This window comes from Paraburkholderia fynbosensis (assembly GCF_902859935.1).
GTDB lineage: Bacteria > Pseudomonadota > Gammaproteobacteria > Burkholderiales > Burkholderiaceae > Paraburkholderia > Paraburkholderia fynbosensis.
In genome coordinates this window covers 200,369-222,033 of record NZ_CADIKI010000012.1, presented here as the reverse complement: position 1 = coordinate 222,033, position 21,665 = coordinate 200,369, and the positions used below count along the sequence as shown (strand labels likewise).

Sequence of the window (21,665 nt, the reverse complement as noted above, 5' to 3'; positions counted from 1 at the left end):
CCATGTAGCAAAGCTTGCTGGATGCCTGAACATGTCCACGCACCTTGCGCGACGCCGGACACCGCGCCCGCGCCACAACAACTTAGAGAGGATTTGCCATGACCAAGATTCATTCACTCCTGATCGGTACCGCCCTCACTGCTTTTGCCGCTACCGCCGCGGTAGCGCAGACCGCGCAGCCGGCTGCGGGCATCGGTGGCCAGGCACAGATCCAGACCCAGGGTGCCGACCTCGCACCCGCCGCGCCCGCCGCGCAGGGCGTGCAGCCGGTGACGCCGGCGCCGACCCGTCTGACGGCGTCGGGCTCGACCGATCCGCTGGTGCAAAAGCGTGACGCCAACGCGAAGGCGAACGCCGAGTACCGCGCGTCGAAGAAGGCGTCGAAGACCGAGCTGAAGGATCAGCAGAAGGCCGCCAAGGCGCAGTACAAGGAGCAGGTGCGCGACGCGAAGATCAACCAGAAGGCGGACAAGCAAGCCGCCAACAATGAAATGAAGATGAACATGGAAGGCCAGACCGCCACCCAGGCGCACGGCGCCGACGTCAAGCATTGAGCGTCGAACGCGGGCGGACGGTCGGGGTTGGCTCCAGGTTGGCTCGGCGTTGGCTGTCACGCCGCACTTTCGTTTCACGTTTCACGGAGGTATCGGATGAAGATCACGCAGTCCACGAAGAATCGAATGTATGCCGCGCTGATCGCGGGTTGTCTGTCGTCGGTGGCGTTTGCGCAGGCTAGCGATCCGGCCGCCGCACCCGTCACCCACGCGGACAAGAAGGCCGCCAAGGAGCAGTCTAAGGCCGACAAGAAGGCGGCTGTCGCCCAAGCCAAGGCCGACAAGAAGAAAACCGACGCGCAGGCCGACGCCGACAAGGCCAACGCCGAAGCCAATGTGAAGGATGCGAAGAAGCAGCAGTAAGGCTTAGCCTCGGCACGCGAGGCGAGGCGCGAGAAACTTCGCGAGCGGCGCGTTGCGTCGCCGCCCTTGACAAGAAAATGGCCCATTGCGTGAAGACGCACGGGCCATTTTTTGCGTGTTCCAGGAACTCTGTTGTCGCCGTGCACCGCGAGCGCGGTTCGCGGCAGCGCGTTCGTTTTCCCAGCTGCTGCAGGCGCTCGCCCCTGTAGCCACACCCAGCAAACAACGCCAAAAAAAGGGTCGCTTGTCGTCGATGGTTGTATGGATATACAGTGTGCGTCGCCATCCTGAATCCGCTCAACGCCAAATCCACCGTGCCCTCCGTCGCTGAATCTCCGCCGCCTTTCAACACCGCCGCCTGGCTGGCGAAGCTCAACGACGCGCAACGCGAAGCCGTCGAGTACGGCGCCGATACGCCCAGTGCGCCGCCCGGCGCGCTGCTGGTGATAGCGGGCGCCGGTTCCGGCAAGACCAACACGCTCGCGCACCGCGTCGCCAATCTGGTGGTGAAGGGCGCCGATCCGCGCCGCATCCTGCTACTGACCTTTTCGCGCCGTGCGGCGCTCGAGATGACCCGCCGCGTCACGCGCATCGCCGGTGCGGCGCTTGGCGCCCGGGCCGCGCTCGCGCAAGGGCTCACGTGGTCGGGCACGTTCCATAGCGTCGGCGCACGGCTGCTGCGCGAATACGCCGATCTGATCGGGCTCGCGCCGTCCTTCACGATCAACGACCGCGAAGACTCCGCCGACCTGATGAACCTGGTGCGGCACGAACTCGGGCTGTCCGCGAAGGAGCGGCGCTTTCCCGCGAAGGGCACCTGCTTCGCCATCTATTCGCGCGTGGTGAACACGGGCGCATCGCTCGGCCATGTGCTGGAGAACGCGTTTCCGTGGTGCCGCGAGTGGGAAGCCGATCTGCGCATGCTGTTCGCGGCGTATGTCGAGGCGAAGCAGAAGCAGAGCGTGCTGGATTACGACGATCTGCTGCTCTACTGGTCGCACATGGCCGGGGAGCCGGCCATCGCGGCGGACCTGTCGGCGCGTTTCGACCACGTGCTGGTCGACGAGTATCAGGACACCAACCGCCTGCAGGCGTCGATCCTGCTCGCACTGAAGCCGGACGGACGCGGGCTGACCGTGGTCGGCGACGACGCGCAGTCGATCTACTCGTTTCGCGGCGCGACCGTGCGCAACATTCTCGACTTCCCCGCGCAGTTCGATCCGCCCGCGCGCCAGGTCACGCTCGAACGCAACTACCGGTCGACCGCGCCGATCCTCGCCGCGTCGAATGCGGTGATCGAACTCGCCAGCGAGCGCTACACGAAGAACCTGTGGACCGACAAGGCGTCGGCGCAACGCCCGCGTCTCGTCACGGTCGCCGATGAAGCCGATCAGGCGCGCTACATCGTCGAACAGGTGCTGGAGGCGCGCGAGCAGGGCATGAAGCTGAAGTCGCAGGCGGTGCTGTTTCGCGCCGCGCATCACAGCGCCGCGCTGGAGATCGAGCTCACCCGGCGCAATATCCCGTTCGTCAAATTCGGCGGGCTGAAATTTCTCGAGTCGGTGCATGTGAAGGACGTGCTCGCGGTGCTGCGCTGGGCGGAGAATCCGCGCGACCGCGTCGCCGGGTTTCGCGTCGTGCAGTTGTTGCCGGGCGTCGGGCCGGCCACGGCGGCAAAGGTGCTCGACGAGATCGTCGCGCGCGCGGGTGGCGGCAATCCCGTCGACACGGCTGCGAGCGCGCTGGCAGCGTTCACGGCGCCAGCCCGCGCGCAGGAGGATTGGCACCCGTTCGTCAAGCTGATGTCGAGCGTGTATGGGCGGCAGACGCCGTGGCCCGGCGAATTCGAAATGGTGCGGCGCTGGTACGAGCCGCATCTCGAACGCAATCACGAGGACGCCGCGATCCGTCACGCGGACGTATTGCAGATGGAAAGCATCGCGGGCACGTATCCGTCGCGCGAGCGCTTTCTGACCGAGCTGACGCTCGATCCGCCCGACGCCACCAGCGACGAATCCGGCGTGCCGCTGATCGACGAGGACTACCTGATCCTGTCGACGATCCATTCGGCGAAGGGGCAGGAGTGGCGCAACGTGTTCGTGCTGAATGGCGTCGACGGCTGCATTCCTTCCGATCTCGGCACCGGCAGCGAGGACGAAATCGACGAGGAGCGGCGCCTGCTCTATGTGGCGATGACGCGTGCGAAAGAGGACCTGCATATCGTCGTGCCGCAGCGTTTTTACGTGCACAACCAGACGCATATGGGCGATCGCCACGTGTGGGCGTCGCGTACGCGCTTCATTCCCGCGCACCTGATGCCGTTGTTCGATGCGTATGCGTGGCCGCGCGTGCCCGTGCCCAGCGCACCGACGGCGGCCGGCCTCGCCGCGGCCGCGCGCGCGAAGATCGAGATCGGGGCGAAGCTCAGGAAGATGTGGGATTGAGCGCCGTAGCGGGCGCTTTGGCTCGGCGGAACGCGGTGAGTGCTGCGGGCCGCAGAAGCGCAGCCCGGCTGGTGCGCGGTGCTAGGGCACCGCGTGCAAATTCAGCGCGACTGTCGTTGCTGCTGTTGCGGTGCCGGACGCGGCGGCACGAAGAAATTGCGCAGCCAAGCCGCGAGACGTGAAAACACGTCATACGGCTCTTCGACGAAAATCTCCGGCTTGAGCAGACGCAGGTATTCCATGATCTGCTGCGCTTCCTGCTTCTGGAACGAGCCGTGCGAAATCCCCAGGCGCAACAATCCGCGCAACTCGCCGAGCTTCTCGCGCGCGGTGCTGCCCACGCTCGTTTCGCACGCCACCTTCGCCTCGTAGACCCGCTGGCGCAACGATTCGACGAGCCGCCACGCGGGCGTCTGCATGACTTCCTCGAGTGCCTGAATGTCCTGCGCCGCGCTCTTGATCTGCGCGGCGAGCGGATCGACCTGCGCCGCGTCGCCTTCCGCTTCCTTGACGATCGCCGCCGCCCAGTCGCGACATTGCTTGGCGAGCTCCTCCGGGGTCCATTCCGAACGGGCCGCGAAGCCGAAACCGAACTCGCCCGCCTGCCGCATCAGGATCGCGACGACGTCGGGAAACTCCTTGTCCAGGGTGCGTTTGGCCCAGGCGTACTGGCCGCCCTGTAGCATCCGTTGGACCGCGTGTTCAGTCAGGGGCACCATGTTGTCGAGCAGCTTGGCGCGCAAAAAGTCCTCAAACGACGGTGTCGCGAACTGCGGGTCGAGCTTCAGCGAGACCCGCAGAAAAGCGTCGAAATCCTTGCGCAGCGACGCAATGGTCTCGTCTTTGAGCTTGAGGGTGATTTGACCCATGTGTTTTCCCGTTTGATCCTGCCGCATGGCATCGTCACGACTCCCGGCCGCCGGCGGACCCGGATGACGCGACGCCGGCTGCCGACGCGGTTGATTCCAGCGTGTTGCCGCGCAATCAACGGGACGCATCCCGATACGCGGACCTCGACTTGATATCGGCCGATTTGAGGGGAACTTGAGGGCGCGCGAGTCGGGCGCTCTGGAGGAAAGCGTCGCCCGGCAGGCCTGCGCGTGGTGCAAGCCCGGGCGACGCCGATGTCGCGATGACGGGTGCCCGGTGCTATTTCAGCACCACGCATTGCCAGACGAAGAACACTGTCAGGCCGACCGCGATGGTCAGCAGCGGCCGCCGCGTGAGCGCGCTGACGACGACGGCGGCCAGCGCGCCGACCAGTTGCGGATTGCGCCAGGTCAGTTCGGCATCGGCGCCGTGCGGCGAAATCGCCATCGGCACGATGATCGCGGTTAGCACCGTCACCGGCACGAAACCGAGCGCGGTGCGCACGAGCGGCGCGAACACCAGCCGCTCGCCGAGGACGAAAACAGCGGCCCGGATCACCCACGTGATGACCGCCATGCCGAGGATCAGGACGACGTAGTTCATCGCGAGGCCTCCGCGGTGTCGCGGGCGCCGCGTGTGTGACGAGTGCCGTGCGTGCCACGGGTGTTGCGTGTTTTGCGTGGATTGGACCGTGACATCGACAGCAGGACGCCGACCGCCACGCCCGCGAACACCGCGCCGAGCAGGCCGAGCTTGTATGGCCACGCCTGCCAGAAGAACGCCAGCGTGCCCGCGGTAGCCGCCGCCGCGATGTAGCGCAACGCGACAAGCTGCGGCACGACGATCGCGATGAAGGTCGCGACCATCGCGAAGTCGAGTCCGAGCGATTGCAGGCCCGGAAAGGCCGCGCCGAACAGCAGGCCGGCGACCGTCCAGAGCTGCCAGTTCAGATACATCGCGAGTCCTGCACCGAAGAAATAGTGCGGGCCGACCGTGCCGGCTTCGCGATGCCGGTAGTGCTCCCAGGCGACCGCGAAGACTTCGTCGGTGAGCAGCGCGCCGAGCACGCAGCGCCAGCGCGCCGACAGATGCGCGACGTGCGGCGCGAGCGTCGCGCTATACAGCACGTGACGCAGATTGACGACGAGCGTGGTCGCCCAGATCACGGCGAAGCTCGCGTGGCCGGCGATCAGGCCGAGTGCGATGAACTGCGCGGAGCCCGCGAATACGACGAGCGACATCAACTGGCCATGCCACAGATGCAGCGGGCCGGATGCGACGAGGGTGCCGAAAATGACGCCGAACGGCGCCGCGCCGACCATCATCGGAATGATGTCGCGCGCGCCGGCGGCGAATTCTTTGAAATGGCCTGTGCGAGTGGGCTGGCCGAGGATGGAATGGGTCAATCTTGCCTCCTTGATTGGGGAAGCATAGTGGGAGTCGTGCGGGGCAGTCTTGTACGTTCTTGCGGCGGGGTGGGGAGTGGCCCGGTTCAGATCGGCTTAGCTCGGTGAGGTGAGGGGAAAGGTGGAAAAAGGCACGCAAACCTCCATACCTCGTGCGCAACGCGCCCGGCCGCATCCCACCCAAACGCCGCTCACACTCCCTGCCAGCGCCCCGGTGGCACCCCGAACATGCGTCGGAAATGCCGCGTGAAATGACTCTGATCGGTGAAGCCGCTCGCCGCAGCCACATCCGTCACGGACACGCCGGCGCGCAACGGCGCGAGCGAGCGCTGCAAACGCACCTGGTTGCGCCAGGCATGGGGCGGCAAGCCCGTCGCCTGCGCGAAAAGGCGCGCCGCGTGAAACGGCGACAACCCCGCCGCCCGCGCAACGTCGGCGAGCGTAACGGGTTCGATGAGATCGCCGGTCAGACGCTCCTGCATGATCGCGACGCGCGCATCGTCGGTGGCGAGCAGGGACGGCGCTGGTTGCGTCTGCGAGTAACGGACCAGCAGCGTGGACAGCGCGTCGAGCATCGCGGCTTCGGCGGCGAGCGCATCGTCACCCGCTTCCAGCAGACGGTGCGCGCGCGCGAGCCGCATGGCCAGATCGGGATCGCGGATCACGCCGGGCGCAAAAAACGGCAGCGCCTGCGGCTTGCCGCTGAGCTCGCTCGCGAGATCGTGGATGAAATCCACCGGCGCATACATCACGCGATACCGCCAGCCCGCCTCCACCGCCTTCGAACCCGTATGGAGCTCCCCGGGATTGATGATCGGCACGCCGCCCGCTTCGGCGACGTAATCGGCGCCGCGATACCGATACCCTTCCGCGCCCGCGACGATCACCGGAATCGTGTACGCATCGTGCCAATGCGGCGTGAACTCGTGATCGTGGTATTCGGCGGTGAGCAGGTCCGCGCCGGGCAGAAGCGGCGTGCGCCAGTAGCGGGCAGAGTCCTGGAAGCGATGGGCGGCGGGCATGATGAAGGTCCGGCAGGACGGTCAGTGTAGCGCGTCGCGAGCGCTCGCGGCACCGGCCTGGCATTTGGCCGCCGCGCGGGTTCGACGGGTTGGCTTGAGCTGCAACGTCTGACGAGCAGGCGGTGGCGGGAGTGTCGGACCGCGGCATTGCCGCATCGAGGCGTTTCGCAGTGTGTCCCGCGTGTCTGGCATAACGTGGTGCTTACCTGACGGGGATCGTCGTCCCGGGCGGCATCGGCACGGCGCTCACGCTGTTTTTCGCGCTGCCGCTGACGACCCGGTCGCTGTACGTGAGATACACCAGCGTGTTGCGCTTCGCGTCGACCACGCGCACCACGTGCAACGATTTGAAGATGAGCGACATGCTGACGGTGAACACATCGGCCTGCTGCTTCACCGGTCCCGTGAAATGAAGCGCGCCGACCTGGCGGCAGGCGATCGACGCTTCGGTCGGATCTTCGGCGATGCCGAGCGTGCCCTTGACGCCGCCCGTCCGCGCGCGCGACACGTAGCAGGTCACGCCTTGAACGATCGGATCGTCATAGGCCTCGACGACCACGCGGTCGGAACCCGTGATGCGAAAGTTGGTATTGACGCTGGCGACTTCTTCGCTATGCGCCGAAGGCAGCATCAGTGCTGCGGCGACGGCGAGCGCGATGCGCAACGAGGTGGGTTTCATGGGCGTGGCGATATGAATATGAGCGAGCGGTTGGGCGCGGCGCGCGCCGGGAAAGCGCCATCGTATAACGGCATGCACGGAAGAGGGCCGAGGCCGATGAGCCAGATCAGCTGCGTCAGCCGCCGCCGATGTTCACGAGCAGGCAATACGAAGCAGGCAACGCAAACGCTAGCCTCGAGCAGGCCATGATGGCGATCCAGCGATCGGGGCCAGCGACGCGCGGTGCACAAAAAGAAAAAGGCCCGCACGGATGCGGGCCTTTCAAAATTTTTTGGCTCCTCGACCTGGGCTCGAACCAGGGACCTACGGATTAACAGTCCGGCGCTCTACCGACTGAGCTATCGAGGAACAGCAGTACAACTCGATCTACATAAAAAAACCCGTCTTGGTTAACGGGCTTTTGCAATTCTTGGCTCCTCGACCTGGGCTCGAACCAGGGACCTACGGATTAACAGTCCGGCGCTCTACCGACTGAGCTATCGAGGAACAGAACAACAACAGCAGAGAAGCGAAATTTTAGAGGCAGCTTTAGCGCCTGTCAATACCCTGCGTTCATCTTGGTCTAATTGCGAATCTGGCGGGGCGTGACAGGCTGCGGCGCTCAGCGTGCGAGCAGCTCGAGCTTTTCCTTCACATCCTTGAACTCGTCGGCTTCCGGCAGCGGGGCCTTGGTCTTGGTGATGCTCGGCCAGTTCTTCGCGAGATCGGCATTCAGCTCGATGAAATTCTGCTGGTCGCCCGGCACATCTTCTTCGGCATAAATGGCGTTCACCGGGCATTCGGCGACGCACACAGCACAGTCGATGCACTCATCGGGATCGATCGCGAGGAAGTTGGGACCTTCGCGAAAGCAGTCCACCGGGCACACATCGACGCAGTCGGTATAGCGGCACTTGATGCAGCTTTCGGTCACAACGTGAGTCATTCAGGCAGCTCCTGCATGCGGAATCAGGGGAGGCGCAAGCGCCAAAAGCGCTATTGTAACGTAACGTCAAGAGGCACATACAGCATCGGGCAATGCCTTTTTATATGTTTTCGTGATTAGTTTATGGCGCCCGCGGGGGGATTGCTTCGGGCCCGTGATGCAAGCGTTCGTCGGCGCGCTGAATTTGGGCGCATTCGGGTAACATGCGTCAAGTCGACGCGCACGGGCGTGTCCAACGCGCATGGCTTGAGTCCGGCCTTTCGTTTTTCCCGCGGTCCAGTTCGCACCATCATGATTATTACTTCGCTGCTCGATACCGATCTGTACAAGTTCACGATGATGCAAGTGGTGTTGCATCATTTTCCCGCCGCGAATGTGGAGTACCGTTTCCGCTGCCGTACGCCGAATATCGATCTCGTGCCGTATATCGGCGAGATTCGCGACGAAGTGCGCAAGCTCTGCGACCTGCGTTTCACCGACGACGAACTCGACTACCTGCGGCGCATGCGCTTCATCAAGGGCGACTTCATCGAGTTTCTCGCTCTGTTTCATCTGAACGAGAAATACATTTCGATCGAGCCGTCGCCGAAGGGGAATGGCGAGATCGACATCGAGATCAAAGGGCCGTGGCTGCATACGATCCTGTTCGAGATTCCGATGCTTGCGATCGTCAACGAGGTCTATTTCCGCAACACCCAGCAAAAGCCCGATTACAGCGAGGGGCGCGGCCGTCTGGTCGAGAAGATCCAGTTGCTGGGCGCGCGCCCCGAATTCGCCGACTGCAAGATCGCCGACTACGGCACGCGCCGCCGCTTCTCGAAGCAATGGCACGAGGAGGTGATCCTCACGCTGAAAGACGGTCTCGGCGAGCAGTTCGCCGGCACCAGCAACGTCTTCTATGCGATGAAGCACGGCCTCACACCGCTCGGCACGATGGCGCATGAATATCTGCAGGCGTGCCAGGCGCTCGGCCCCCGGTTGCGCGACTCGCAGACCTTCGGCTTCGAGATGTGGGCGAAGGAATATCGCGGCGACCTCGGCATTGCGCTGTCCGACGTGTACGGCATGCAGGCCTTCCTGCGCGACTTCGACATGTACTTCTGCAAACTGTTCGACGGCGCGCGCCACGATTCCGGCGATCCGTTCGACTGGGGCGAGCGCCTGCTCAAGCACTACGAGGCGAACCGCTGCGACCCGCGCACCAAGATTCTCGTGTTCTCCGACGCGCTCGACATCCCGAAGGTGCTGCAACTGTACGAGCGCTTTCGCGACCGCTGCAAACTGGCGTTCGGCGTCGGCACCAATCTGACCAACGACCTCGGCTACAACCCGTTGCAGATCGTCATCAAGATGGTTCGCTGCAATGGTCAGCCGGTGGCGAAGCTGTCGGACTCGCCGGGCAAGAACATGTGCGAGGACAAGGCTTATCTCGCGTATCTGCGCCAGGTATTCGGCATCGCGCAACCCGAAGAAGAGGCAGCGAAGTAACACACTTCACACCTCGTGCGAGTTCATGCGCCCGTTCATTGGTGACTACTTTGAATGCGCGCGAGCTGGCTGGCAATATGCCGTTCGGCCAGGGTGTTCACGTGGAGGGTGGCCGGTATAATCCTCGTCACTTTGCACGGCTGTCGACACGAGGACTTCGCCCATGGACACTTCGATTGCCCGCCGCAACATCCTGGCGCGCATCCGCGCCGCGCAAGGGCGCGAGCCCGAGCCGTCCGCTGCCGAGCGCGAGGCAGCGGCAGATTATGTGACGCGCCATCCGGCCGGCCCGCGTCCGGAGATGCCTGCCGAACTGACTGTGCGTTTCATCGAAGAAGCGCAGAAGCTGTCGACCACGGTCGACAGCGTTCATACGCTCGCCGACGTGCCGGCCGCGGCGCATCGCTACCTCACCGGGCATGCGTTGCCGTTGCAGGCGATCGCCTGGCAAACCCTGCAAGATCTCAATTGGGCCGAAGCCGGCCTCAGTGTCGAATTCCGCAAGCCCCGCGACGGCGACGTCGTCGGTCTCACCGGCTGCTTCTGCGCGACCGCCGAGACCGGCACGCTGGTGCTGCTGTCCGGCCCGCAAACCTACGCGTCGGCCGGCTTGCTGCCCGAAACGCACATCGCCATCGTGCCGGCATCGCGCATCGTCGCGGGTCACGAAGACGCGTTCGGCCTGATCCGCAAGGAGCGCGGCGAACTGCCCCGTGCGGTCAATTTCGTCTCCGGGCCATCGCGCACCGGCGACATCGAGCAGACCATCGTGCTGGGCGCGCATGGCCCTTACCGGGTGCATGTGATCCTCGTGCAGGATGCGTGAACGGGCCGCGCGGCGACGTCTCGCAGCGCACACGGCCACCTCCATTGCAAGGATTTCAACGATATGAAAGGGTATACCGTGAGCGCGAGCGCGTGGATTGCCGTTGCGCAGACGCTGGGCGGATGGTCTCAATCGGCGTCCGCTGCGACGCTCGATGGCGCGACCCTGTCGGCGCTGTGGAGCCTGCCGTTCGCGGGCGTGCTGCTGTCGATCGCTATATTTCCGCTGATCGCGCCGGCGTTCTGGCATCACCATTTCGGCAAGATCGCGGCAGCATGGTCGCTCGTGTTCCTCGTGCCGTTCGCGCTCACCTTTGGCGTGAACGTGGCCTTCGGCAAGCTGATACACGCGCTGCTCGATGAGTACATTCCGTTCATCGTTCTGCTAACCGCGCTTTATACCGTCGCGGGCGGTATCTGCGTGCGCGGCAATCTGCACGGCACGCCGCGCCTGAACACGGCAATTCTCGCGCTCGGCACCTTGCTGGCGAGCGTGATGGGTACGACCGGCGCGGCCATGTTGCTGATCCGTCCATTGCTGCGCGCCAACGACAATCGCCAGCATGTGGTCCACGTGGTGGTGTTCTTCATTTTTCTCGTGGCGAACGTGGGCGGCTCGCTGTCGCCGTTGGGCGACCCGCCGCTCTTTCTCGGCTTCCTCGAAGGCATCCGCTTCTTCTGGACCACCCAGCATCTCGCGCTGCCGATGCTGTTCGTCAGCGTCGTGCTGCTGACCGGTTTCTATGCGCTCGACTCGTACTACTTTCATCGGCGTGAAGAGGCGCGCTCACCCTTTCTCGATCCGACGCCCGAGGGCGCGCCGCGCGGCATCGACGGCAAGATCAATTTCGTGCTGCTCGCCGCGGTGATCGCGCTGGTTCTGATGAGCGGGTTGTGGCGGCCGCAGGTCACATTCGACGTGTTCGGTACGCAGGTCGCGTTGCAGAACGCGGTGCGCGACGTTGCGCTGATCGGCGTGACGTTGCTGTCGCTCGCGTTGACGCCTCGCGCGGCGCGCGCGGGCAACGATTTCAATTGGGCGCCGATCGAAGAGGTGGCCAAGCTGTTCGCCGGCATCTTCGTGACGATCGCGCCGGTCATCACGATGCTGCGCGCGGGCGAGGCTGGCGCGTTCGCGGGCCTCGTGCATCTGGTCAACGATTCCGCAGGCCAGCCGCGCGACATTATGTACTTCTGGGCGACCGGCCTGTTGTCTTCGTTTCTCGACAACGCACCCACCTATCTTGTGTTCTTCAACCTGGCGGGCGGCGACGCGCAGACGCTGATGACGAGCGGCGCGACCACGCTCGCCGCGATCTCGGCCGGCGCGGTGTTCATGGGCGCGATCACGTATATCGGCAATGCACCGAACTTTATGGTGAAAGCGATCGCGCAATCGCGCGGCGTTCGCATGCCGAGTTTTTTCGCTTATCTGGGCTGGTCGGGTGCAGTGCTGTTGCCGCTGTTCGCCGTCACCGGCTGGTTGTTTTTCTGATGCTGATTTCGCCGCCGAGGCATTCCCGCTCGACGCGCCATACGGAGAATTGCAATGCCGAAGATCCTCGTCGCCCGTCCGATCTTTCCCGATGTGATCGAACGACTCAAGCAGTATTTCGACGTCGACTGGAACCAGGGTGATGTGTTGGCCGCCGACGAACTGAAACGCCGTCTCGCGGATAAGGACGGTGCCCTGACCGCGGGCGAGCCGATCGACGCCGGCGTTCTGGCGGCGGCGCCGCGCTTGCGCGTGGTGTCGAACATGGCGGTGGGCTACAACAACTTCGACATGGCCGCGTTCAACGCGGCAAACGTGCTCGGCACCAACACGCCGGACGTGCTGAACGAGTCGACCGCCGACTTCGGCTGGGCCCTGATGATGGCCGCCGCACGCCGCATTGCCGAATCGGAGCACTGGCTGCGCGCAGGCAAGTGGCAGAAGTGGAGCTACGACGGTTTTCTCGGCAGTGACCTGTACGGTTCGACGCTCGGCGTGATCGGCATGGGCCGGATCGGCCAGGCGCTCGCACGGCGCGCGAAGGGCTTCAACATGCAGGTGATCTATCACAACCGTTCGCGCGTGGCGCCGGAGATCGAGGCTGAACTGAATGCCGAATATGCATCGAAGCAGGACCTGCTGCGGCGTGCCGATCATGTCGTGCTGGTCGTGCCGTACTCGAAGGAAAGCCATCACACGATCGGCGCGGCCGAATTCGCGCTGATGAAGCCTACCGCGACGCTCACCAACATCGCGCGCGGCGGCATCGTCGACGACGCGGCGCTGGTCGAGGCGCTGCGCTCGAAGCAGATCGCCGCGGCCGGTCTGGACGTGTTCGAAGGTGAGCCGCATCTGAATCCGGATCTGTTGAGTGTGCCGAATGTCGTGCTGACGCCGCACATCGCCAGCGCCACCGAAGCCACGCGGCGTGCGATGGCGAATCTCGCCGCCGACAATCTGATCGCGGGGCTGGGCGTTGGGCCGCGTGCCGGCCAGCCGCCGAATCCGATCAATCCGGACGTGATCGGTAAGGCGCGCTCATGATGATGATTCTGGTGGCGGCCGTCGCGGTGCTGGCGGTCGTCCTGGTCATTGCGCTGGCGTTGTTGATGCGCGCTCATGGCCGCGCGGACGACAGTGAGCAGTTCGAGTTGCTCAACGAACGCATCGACGCCGCGACCGACACGCAGGCGCATGCCTACGAGCGCCTCGAAAGGCAATTGCGCAACGACATCACCGAGACCGCACGGGTGTCACGCACCGAGCAGAGCAGTGGGTTCGCACATTTTCAACAGACGCTCGCCGCGCAGTTCAGCAGCATGACCACGGTGCAAGGCGGCAAGATTGACGCCTTCGCGCAGCAGCTCGACGCCGTACGCCACAGTTTGCAGGCCCAGGCCCAACAGGCGCGCGACGAACAGGGCCGCTCGCTCAAGCAGTTTGGCGACACGCTGAGTTTGCAACTGGGACAACTGACCGAAGCGAACGACCGGCGCTTCGCCGAAGTCCGCGCGACCATCGAGCAGCGGCTCAAGGATATCGAGGCGAACAACTCGGCCAAGCTCGAAGAAATGCGCCGCACCGTCGACGAAAAACTGCATGCCACGCTTGAACAGCGGCTGGGCGAATCGTTCAAGCTGGTCTCCGATCGGCTCGAACAGGTGCATCGCGGTTTGGGCGAGATGCAGACGCTGGCGGCCGGCGTCGGCGATCTGAAGAAGGTGCTCACCAACGTCAAGACGCGTGGCACGTGGGGCGAAGTGCAACTGGAGGCGCTGCTCGAACAACTGCTCACCGCTGACCAATACGCAAAGAACGTCGCGACGGTGCCGAAGAGCGCGGACCGCGTCGAGTTTGCGATCCGGTTGCCGGGACGCACGGAGCAGGGCGGTGCGGCCACGCCCGTCTGGCTGCCGATCGACGCCAAGTTTCCGCGCGAAGACTACGAGCGTCTGATCGAAGCGCAGGAGCGTGCCGATCCGGCCGCCGTTGAAGAGGCGTCACGCGCGCTCGAAGCGCGCATCCGCGCGGAGGCGCGCACGATCGCGGAGAAGTATGTGTCGCCGCCGCACACCACGGATTTCGCGCTGCTGTTCCTGCCGACCGAAGGCCTGTACGCAGAAGTGCTGCGCCGGCCCGGACTCACGGACTTGCTGCAACGCGACTATCGCGTGACGATCGCAGGGCCGACCACGCTGACGGCGCTGCTCAACAGTTTGCAGATGGGCTTCCGCACACTCGCCATCGAAAGGCGTTCGAGCGAGGTCTGGCAGGTGCTCGGCGCGGTGAAAACGGAGTTCGGCAAATTCGGGGACGTGCTGGCCAAGACCAAAGCGCAGCTGGAGACCGTCACGCGTTCTATCGAGGCGGCCGAAACGCGCACCCGCATGATGAACCGCAAGCTGCGCGACGTCGAGGCACTACCGGGCGACGAGGCGAGGGGTTTGCTCGGCGATGCGTTGTCGGGCGTCGAGGCCGACGAGCAGTAGGGCGGCGCGGGTTCGGCGCGTCGTATGCAGCGCGCGCCCGTCAAGCCGGTTCACAGGCGCGCCTCAAGCGTACGCGCCGGATTCCGCCAGCCCATGCGTCAGCGCGAAGATGGCGCGCGTGTCCGTGGGCGTGGCGGTGCGGATCGCGACAGACATTACGCCTCTTCGGGCGCGTCGGTCAGATGAATTTCAATACCGCCGAAACGCGATGCAACCCAGTTGTACGCGTGGCACGCAATCCACAACAGCACGAAACCCAGAATCGCATTCAGCAGCAAGGCGCTGAACACCGTGCTCAATTCCACAGAACCGTAGCGGATGAACGCAACCAGCACGCCAAGCAGCACGATCGGCACCGAGAACGTCAGATACACGAGGATGAGTGCTTTGGCCGTCTGTCCAGGTGCAATGAACGAGATCTGTTTTTTCATGTAAGTGAAACCCGTGTGTTTTGGTGGTAATGGGTAAGGCTAAGCTGCAACGTTGCCGGGGCCGCGCCGGGTCCGCAGGCGTCAGATGAGACCGTCGAACAGCATGATGGCGACGCGTTCTCCCGCGGCAATCGCGCCTTCGTCGTGACCGAGCACGATAAAGCAATTGGCCTCGCTCATCGAACTCAGCACGCCCGAGCTTTGCGAGCCGGTCGGCGTGACGTGCCACTGTCCGTGCGCGTCCTGTTCGGCGACACCGCGCTGGAATTCGGTGCGGCCAGCGCGTTTGCGAATCGCCTGGCGGCTCGCGGCGTGGATCGTCGGCAGCGGGTGCGGCGTCGCGCCGGACATCAGCAGCAGCACTTCGCGCACGATCTGATAGAACGCCACCATCACGGCGACCGGATTGCCGGGCAAACCGAAGAATAGCGCAGGCAGCCCCACGCCCGGCCGCTCGCCGGACCAGATGCGGCCAAACGCGAGCGGACGGCCCGGGCGCATCGCCAGGCTCCAGAAAGCGACGTCGCCGAAAGTTCGTAGCAGCTGTTGGGTGAAATCGGCCTCGCCGACCGATACGCCGCCCGAGGTCAACACCACGTCGGCGCTCGCCGCGGCGCTGCGCAATGCGGCTGCGAGCGCGGCGGGTTCGTCACGCACCACGCCGAGGTCGAGCGTATCGACGTTCAGGCGCCGCAGCATCGCAAACAGCGTGTAGCGATTGCTGTCGTACACGGCGCCCGGGTCGAGCGGTTCACCGAGCGAGCGCAATTCGTCGCCGGTCGAGAAGAACGCGACGCGCAAGCGCCGCCGCACATTCACTTCGCCGATGCCGAGCGACGCCAGCAAACCGAGGTCCGACGCGCGCAGGATGCGGCCGGCGCGCAGCGCGGCATGGCCGCGCGCGAGATCTTCGCCGGCGAGGCGCCGGTTGGCGCCGGGGGCCACGGCGTCGGCGGCGAAGCGGATCGATCCGCCATCCGCGCTGCGCTCGACCAGCTCCTGCGGCACGACGGTGTCGCAGTCCTGGGGCATGCAGGCGCCCGTCATCACGCGCACGCACTGGTTCGCGTCGATGCGGCTCGCGAACGGATGCCCGGCCAGGGCCTTACCGGCAATCGTCAATTCGATGCTGGATACGTTGGTTGCGAACGCCGCTCGCTGGAACGCGTAGCCGTCCATCGCAGAATTGTCGTGCGAGGGCACGTCGATCGGCGACACGATGTCGGCCGCGAGCACGCGGTCGAGCGCGTCGCGCAACGCCACGCGTTCGACGGCCGCAACCGGCGCGGCCCACTCACGAACAATTGCCTGAGCGGCCGAAACGGGGAGTGCGTGAGGATCGTACTGCGCGACGCAGCGGGAAAATTCGTTAAGCGTGGTCATGAGGAGCTGGACGTCGCGACCGGAGACGGGCGCGGCAGTTGCCGTGCGGCCGGGCGGATCTCAACCGGGGCCTCGATCGCGTTCGAGGTCGGCGAGTTCTCGTAACGAGTTGGCATTGTAAAACGCGCGCTCGTCGGTAAAGACGACTTCCACCGTCGTGTGGCGTGCGTACCACGCGCGAACTTTGCGCTCGCCGGCGTCGAGGAACACCGCGAGGTCGTCCGCGAGACTCGTGCGCAGCAGCGCGAACACGGGGTGAAGGGACGCATCGCCGTTGGCGTCGACGGTCGTGACGGTGGCGATGTCCGCTTGCCGGGCGTCCAGCGCTTGCGCGAGGCGCGCGGCGAGGTCGGTGGGCAGCCACGGAGAGTCGCAGGGCGCGCTCAGCAGATAGGCGGTGCCGGCAGCGCGCATACCGGCGAGCAAACCCGCCAGCGGGCCGGGAAAGCCGGCCAGCGTATCGGCGACGACCGGCGCGCCAAACGGAGTACCCAGTGCGGCGTACGTGTCGGGATGACGATTGGCGCTGATCAGCAGCGCGCCGGTTTGCGGTGCGAGGCGCTTCAGTACATGCACGGCGAGCGGCTCGCCGTGCAGCGTTTGCAGTCCCTTGTCGACGCCACCCATGCGCATGCCGCGGCCGCCCGCGAGCAGCAGGCCAGTGATCTGTTCGCGCGTGGGTTGCATGCGGCGGCCGCTCAGCCGCCGATGTACGACATTTCGACGCGGCGGCTCGTCTGCTCGCCCGAGTCGGCCGGCTGACTGCCGCGCAGTTGCGAGTAGCGGTCGCTGCGGCCTTGCCAGATTTCGGCGACGGCGGTCGCGATGTCGGCGTCGCTCGCGCCGCCGCGCAGCAACGCGCGCAGGTCGTGGCCGGACGACGCGAACAGGCACAGGTACAGCTTGCCCTCGGTCGACAGCCGGGCGCGCGTGCAACTGCCGCAAAACGCCCGCGTGACGCTCGAAATCACGCCGATCTCGCCGCTGCCGTCCGCGTAGCCCCAGCGCTGGGCGGTCTCCGCGGCGCTGTGAGCTTCGAGCGGGACGAGCGGAAACTGTTCGGCGATGCGCGTCACGACATCGGCGGACGGCAGCACTTCGGCCATGTTCCAGCCGTTCGAGGTGCCGACGTCCATGTATTCGATGAAACGGAGCACCGCGCCCGAGCTTTTGAAATGACGCGCCATCGGCACGATTTCGCCGTCGTTGGTGCCGCGCTTGACGACCATGTTGACCTTGATCGGCGCGAGCCCGACCGCATGCGCCGCAGCGATCCCGTCCAGCACGTCGGCTACCGCGAAGTCGGCGTCGTTCATGCGGCGAAACAGCGTGTCGTCGAGCGCGTCCAGACTGACGGTCACACGGGTCAGCCCGGCGTCCTTCAGACTGCGCGCCTTGCGCTCCAGCAGCGAGCCGTTGGTGGTCAGCGTCAGATCGATAGGGCGCCCCGCCGGCGTGGTCAATTGCGCGAGCCGTTCGATCAGGAATTCCAGATTCTTGCGCAAGAGCGGCTCGCCGCCCGTCAGGCGGATCTTCTCGACACCATGCGCGACGAACAGCCGCGCGAGCCGTTCGATTTCCTCGAAGCTCAGCAACGCGCTATGCGGCAGGAACGCATAGTCTTTGTCGAATACCGCGCGCGGCATGCAGTAGACGCAGCGAAAGTTGCAGCGATCCGTCACCGAAATGCGCAGATCGCGCAGCGGGCGTGACAGCGTGTCGTGCAGTACGCCTCGGGGCGTCTGCACCGGCCCGGCGATGACCGGCGCCGCGCTGAGATCGGCTACTGGGATGATGCGTCGGGACATGGCGTGCTTCGTCTGGGTGCTTGAGAGGACCTCTGAATATTGAATTCTATCGGAAATGCGCCTAACGGCATCCGGACCCCGCGGCGTATCGGGGTATACGGGGAGCCGCGGATCGAGCTGCTTGGGGCGCGGCGCTTGTACCCATGTTCAATATCCATGAAAACAAAAAGCCCGCCGGTGAGGGCGGGCTTTTTGAGTGAAGCGGGGCGGCTTACTGCGTATGCTTGCCCGTTTCCACCTGTTGCATCGGCGCGTTGTCGAGCGGCGGCAGCGGCTTGCGCTCACGCACCCGGCGAGCCGGCTTGACGGTCTGCGCAGCGGCTTCCTGCGCGGCACGCAATTTGTCGGCGTCAGTGTTCACCCAGACGAGACCGGCTTGTTCCAGCACCGGCTTCAGGGCTTCCGCCGACACGGCGCCGCTACGCGGCGCCTGCGACGTGGCAATGGGCGCCGGCTCGATCTCGGCCGGCTGTTCCGTCGGCACCACCGCCGGCTGCGATTCGACGATTTCGTCCTGCGGCGCCGGCGCAACCGCCGGTGCCTCGACTGTCACGGCCGGAGCCGGGCTGTCGAGCGGAGCCGGTGTGGCCGGGGTTTCAACCACTGGCGCTGCTGCTGTCGTTTCGACCTGCACTTGAGCCGGAGCTTCGGCGCGTGCCACCGGTTCGACTAGCGAAACCGTTTCGCTGGCGGCCGGTGCGGCTTGCGCCGTTTCGACCGGTGCGATGGCGGCTTGTGGCACCGGCGCATCCACGACCGGCTCCACCGCAGCCGGCGCGACCGGCGCCTGCTCGACCGGCACGACGGTTTCCGTCTTCGCAGCCTTCTCGACGGCCAGTGCCGGCGTTTCGGTTGCCGCGTGCAGTTCGGTCACGACGGCGGTTTCGGTCGCGACAGCGGCGACCACCACTTCGACCGGCGTCACGTCTTTTGCTTCGCTGACCTCGGCCTTGTGCTCGACCGGCTGATGAGCCGCGTGCACCTGCGCGTCGTCGCTGACGCTGGCGTTATCGCCTTCAGCTTCCGCGACGTCCGCTGCGAGGTTGCCGTTCACGTCCTCTTCGCGCTCACGACGGCCACCGCGACGGCCGCGACGGCGACGACGACGCTCTTCACCTTCACCGGTCACCGCTTCCTGATCGACCGGCGCACCGCTTTCGCTCAGGGCAACCTGGCTGCGCGCCAGTTCGTCTGCCGTTTGTGCGTCGGGTTGCGCGGTGGTCAGCGCATCCGTGGTTTCCGTTTGCTGCTTGCGGCGTTCGCCGCGCTCGGCACGCTCACGGCGCTCGCCGCGTTCCTGACGCTCGCCACGCTCGGCGCGCGGTGCGCCTTCGACAGCTTCCGCACGATCCGCCCCGCGATTGTCGCGATCGCGGTTGTCGCGGCCCTCGCGCACTTCACGCGGCTCGCGGCCTTCCCGGGCCTCACGCGGCTCACGTGCTTCACGATTGCCACGCGGTTCACGCGCTTCGCGCGGCTCGCGACCTTCGCGTGGTTCACGCACGTCACGGCCTTCACGCGGTTCGCGTTCCTCGCGACGCTGCGACGGCTGCTGGCCTTGAGCCTGACGGCCAGCAGTCGTGCCTTCGCCGCGACCCGCCGCATCACGGCCAGCCGCGCCGCCACGGCGATTGCGGTTGCGATCGCCGCCGCGTTCGCCGGTGCGCTCACCGCGCTCCGTGCGTTCGCCGCGTTGCGGACGCGCCTGCTTCTCGGTCGTAGACGGCACGACAGGCGCCGGTGCGGCCGGCTGCATGCCGAACAGATTTTTGAGCCAGCCGATGAAACCGCCGCTCGCCGGGGTGACCGCGACCGGAGCCGGGGTCGCCGCCGGGCGCACCGGCGCGCTCGGCGCCGGCTTTTCAGGCGTGATGCCCTTGACCGCCGCTTCCTGCTTCGGCTTCACTTCCTCGGCGCGCTTGCTATAACCGGTTTCCGATTCCAGCTCGCGAGCCGCTTCTTCGGCCATCTTCCACGAAGCGCGCGGATCATCGAGGCGCGCGTCGTCGTGACGCAGGCGCTCGAGCTTGTAATGCGGCGTGTCGAGGTGCTTGTTCGGGATCAGGACGACATTGACCTTGAAACGCGATTCGATCTTGTTGATTTCGGCACGCTTTTCGTTCAACAGGAAGGCGGTCACTTCGACCGGCACCTGGCAATGGATCGCCGCGGTGTTTTCCTTCATCGCTTCTTCCTGAATGATCCGCAGCACTTGCAGTGCGGACGATTCGGTATCGCGAATATGGCCTGTGCCGTTACAGCGCGGGCAGGTCACGTGGCTGCCTTCCGACAGGGCCGGGCGCAGACGCTGACGCGACAGCTCCATCAGGCCGAAGCGCGAGATCTTGCCCATCTGGACGCGCGCGCGGTCATGCTTGAGCGCGTCTTTCAGGCGCTGCTCGACTTCACGCTGGCTCTTGGCCGATTCCATGTCGATGAAGTCGATGACGATCAGACCGCCCAGGTCGCGCAGGCGCAACTGGCGGGCGACTTCGTCGGCGGCTTCGAGGTTGGTGCGCGCGGCGGTTTCCTCGATGTCGGCGCCCTTGGTGGCGCGCGCCGAGTTCACGTCGATTGCGACCAGCGCTTCGGTGTGGTCGATCACGATCGCGCCGCCCGAGGGCAGCGGCACCGTGCGGGAGTACGCCGTTTCGATCTGGTGTTCGATCTGAAAGCGCGAGAAGAGCGGCACGTCGTCGTGGTAGCGCTTGACCTTGCTGACGTTGTCCGGCATCACGATGTCCATGAAGGCGCGGGCCTGGTCATGGATTTCGGTGGTGTCGATCAGGATTTCGCCTATGTCCGGTTGGAAATAGTCGCGGATCGCGCGGATCACGAGGCTCGATTCGAGATAGATCAGCATCGGCTGGCCGCTCGAACCGCTTTGCGACGCGGCTTCGATCGCGCGCCACAACTGCATCAGGTAGTTCAGATCCCACTGCAGTTCTTCGGCGCTGCGGCCGATGCCGGCCGTGCGCGCGATGATGCTCATGCCTTCCGGCAATTGCAGCTGCGCCATGGTTTCGCGCAGCTCCTGACGGTCGTCGCCTTCGATCCGGCGCGACACGCCGCCGCCGCGCGGGTTATTCGGCATCAGAACTAGATACCGGCCGGCGAGCGAAATGAAGGTGGTGAGAGCAGCGCCCTTGTTGCCGCGCTCTTCCTTTTCGACCTGGACGATCAGTTCCTGGCCTTCCTTCAGCGCGTCCTGAATGCGCGCGGAGCGCATGTCGACGCCGTCGCGGAAGTACTGACGGGCGACTTCCTTGAACGGCAGGAAGCCATGGCGGTCTTCGCCGTAGTTGACAAAACACGCTTCGAGCGACGGCTCGATGCGGGTAATGATGCCCTTGTAAATATTGCCTTTGCGCTGTTCGCGGCCGGCGGTTTCGATGTCGATATCGATGAGTTTTTGCCCATCGACGATGGCGACGCGCAGTTCTTCCTGCTGCGTCGCGTTGAACAACATTCGTTTCATTGAAC

19 protein-coding genes and 2 tRNA genes are annotated in these 21,665 nt (G+C 65.1%); 8 read left to right on the top strand and 13 right to left on the bottom strand.

The window, feature by feature from the left end; translation table 11 throughout:
- Positions 1-98 precede the first annotated feature (98 nt).
- The 3 genes from HV770_RS21155 (at position 99) to HV770_RS21145 (ending at position 3,361) form a co-directional block, all read left to right on the top strand.
- Positions 99-554 carry a hypothetical protein gene (locus tag HV770_RS21155; protein ID WP_175162670.1) on the top strand — a complete coding sequence of 152 codons (456 nt, stop codon included), beginning with the start codon at positions 99-101 and terminating at the stop codon, positions 552-554.
- A 96-nt stretch (positions 555-650) separates the two neighbouring features.
- Positions 651-917 carry a hypothetical protein gene (locus HV770_RS21150; RefSeq protein ID WP_175162669.1) on the top strand — a complete coding sequence of 89 codons (267 nt, stop codon included), beginning with the start codon at positions 651-653 and terminating at the stop codon, positions 915-917.
- A gap of 314 nt (positions 918-1,231) precedes the next feature.
- The gene (locus HV770_RS21145) at positions 1,232-3,361 is read left to right on the top strand and encodes an ATP-dependent helicase (RefSeq protein ID WP_175162727.1); all 2,130 of its coding nucleotides are present in this window, start codon (positions 1,232-1,234) and stop codon (positions 3,359-3,361) included.
- A gap of 101 nt (positions 3,362-3,462) precedes the next feature.
- Here the strand turns inward: HV770_RS21145 and HV770_RS21140 are convergent, their stop codons facing one another.
- The 8 genes from HV770_RS21140 to fdxA form a co-directional block, all read right to left on the bottom strand.
- Entirely contained in the window at positions 3,463-4,230 is a 768-nt protein-coding gene (locus tag HV770_RS21140) for a DUF4088 family protein (RefSeq protein ID WP_121315341.1), read from the bottom strand.
- A gap of 280 nt (positions 4,231-4,510) precedes the next feature.
- Complete coding sequence (locus HV770_RS21135) at positions 4,511-4,834, bottom strand: AzlD domain-containing protein (protein WP_175162668.1); 324 nt, start codon at positions 4,832-4,834, stop codon at positions 4,511-4,513.
- A complete protein-coding gene (locus HV770_RS21130) occupies positions 4,831-5,637 on the bottom strand; it encodes an AzlC family ABC transporter permease (RefSeq protein ID WP_246291056.1) in 807 nt (268 codons plus the stop codon). The genes HV770_RS21135 and HV770_RS21130 overlap by 4 nt, the downstream gene beginning before the upstream one ends.
- Positions 5,638-5,828: 191 nt before the next feature.
- Complete coding sequence (locus HV770_RS21125; protein WP_175162667.1) at positions 5,829-6,659, bottom strand: helix-turn-helix transcriptional regulator; 831 nt, start codon at positions 6,657-6,659, stop codon at positions 5,829-5,831.
- Between the two features lie 202 nt (positions 6,660-6,861).
- Positions 6,862-7,338 carry a CreA family protein gene (locus HV770_RS21120; RefSeq protein WP_175162666.1) on the bottom strand — a complete coding sequence of 159 codons (477 nt, stop codon included), beginning with the start codon at positions 7,336-7,338 and terminating at the stop codon, positions 6,862-6,864.
- Positions 7,339-7,610: 272 nt separating this feature from the next.
- A tRNA-Asn gene (locus tag HV770_RS21115) sits at positions 7,611-7,686 on the bottom strand.
- 62 nt (positions 7,687-7,748) lie between these two features.
- Positions 7,749-7,824, bottom strand: a tRNA-Asn gene (locus HV770_RS21110).
- Positions 7,825-7,939: 115 nt separating this feature from the next.
- A complete protein-coding gene (gene fdxA / locus HV770_RS21105; protein WP_168794833.1) occupies positions 7,940-8,263 on the bottom strand; it encodes a ferredoxin FdxA in 324 nt (107 codons plus the stop codon).
- Positions 8,264-8,554: 291 nt separating this feature from the next.
- On the opposite strand from fdxA, the gene pncB reads away from it, so the two are divergent.
- The 5 genes from pncB to HV770_RS21080 all read left to right on the top strand — a co-directional run bounded on the left by pncB (position 8,555) and on the right by HV770_RS21080 (position 14,560).
- Entirely contained in the window at positions 8,555-9,751 is a 1,197-nt protein-coding gene (gene pncB / locus HV770_RS21100; RefSeq protein WP_175162665.1) for a nicotinate phosphoribosyltransferase, read from the top strand.
- A gap of 163 nt (positions 9,752-9,914) precedes the next feature.
- The gene (locus HV770_RS21095) at positions 9,915-10,577 is read left to right on the top strand and encodes a LutC/YkgG family protein (protein ID WP_175162664.1); all 663 of its coding nucleotides are present in this window, start codon (positions 9,915-9,917) and stop codon (positions 10,575-10,577) included.
- A gap of 63 nt (positions 10,578-10,640) precedes the next feature.
- On the top strand, positions 10,641-12,071 hold the full coding sequence (locus HV770_RS21090) for a sodium:proton antiporter (protein WP_175162663.1): 1,431 nt from the start codon (positions 10,641-10,643) through the stop codon (positions 12,069-12,071).
- Positions 12,072-12,125: 54 nt separating this feature from the next.
- A complete protein-coding gene (locus tag HV770_RS21085; protein WP_175162662.1) occupies positions 12,126-13,115 on the top strand; it encodes a 2-hydroxyacid dehydrogenase in 990 nt (329 codons plus the stop codon).
- Positions 13,112-14,560 (top strand): DNA recombination protein RmuC, encoded by a 1,449-nt coding sequence (locus tag HV770_RS21080; protein WP_175162661.1) that lies wholly within the window; start codon positions 13,112-13,114, stop codon positions 14,558-14,560. The genes HV770_RS21085 and HV770_RS21080 overlap by 4 nt, the downstream gene beginning before the upstream one ends.
- Before the next feature lie 155 nt (positions 14,561-14,715).
- On the opposite strand, the gene HV770_RS21075 is transcribed toward HV770_RS21080, so the two are convergent.
- From HV770_RS21075 to HV770_RS21055, 5 genes are all read right to left on the bottom strand, one after another.
- On the bottom strand, positions 14,716-14,991 hold the full coding sequence (locus tag HV770_RS21075) for a hypothetical protein (protein WP_074764961.1): 276 nt from the start codon (positions 14,989-14,991) through the stop codon (positions 14,716-14,718).
- A gap of 81 nt (positions 14,992-15,072) precedes the next feature.
- Positions 15,073-16,374, bottom strand: a complete 1,302-nt coding sequence (gene moeA / locus HV770_RS21070) for a molybdopterin molybdotransferase MoeA (protein ID WP_175162660.1) — start codon at positions 16,372-16,374, stop codon at positions 15,073-15,075.
- A 60-nt stretch (positions 16,375-16,434) separates the two neighbouring features.
- Positions 16,435-17,061: a molybdenum cofactor guanylyltransferase MobA gene (gene mobA / locus HV770_RS21065; protein ID WP_175162659.1), complete on the bottom strand. Its 627-nt coding sequence runs from the start codon at positions 17,059-17,061 to the stop codon at positions 16,435-16,437.
- Positions 17,062-17,072: 11 nt separating this feature from the next.
- On the bottom strand, positions 17,073-18,182 hold the full coding sequence (moaA, locus tag HV770_RS21060; RefSeq protein WP_175162658.1) for a GTP 3',8-cyclase MoaA: 1,110 nt from the start codon (positions 18,180-18,182) through the stop codon (positions 17,073-17,075).
- Positions 18,183-18,393: 211 nt separating this feature from the next.
- On the bottom strand, positions 18,394-21,660 hold the full coding sequence (locus HV770_RS21055; protein ID WP_175162643.1) for an Rne/Rng family ribonuclease: 3,267 nt from the start codon (positions 21,658-21,660) through the stop codon (positions 18,394-18,396).
- Positions 21,661-21,665 lie beyond the last annotated feature (5 nt).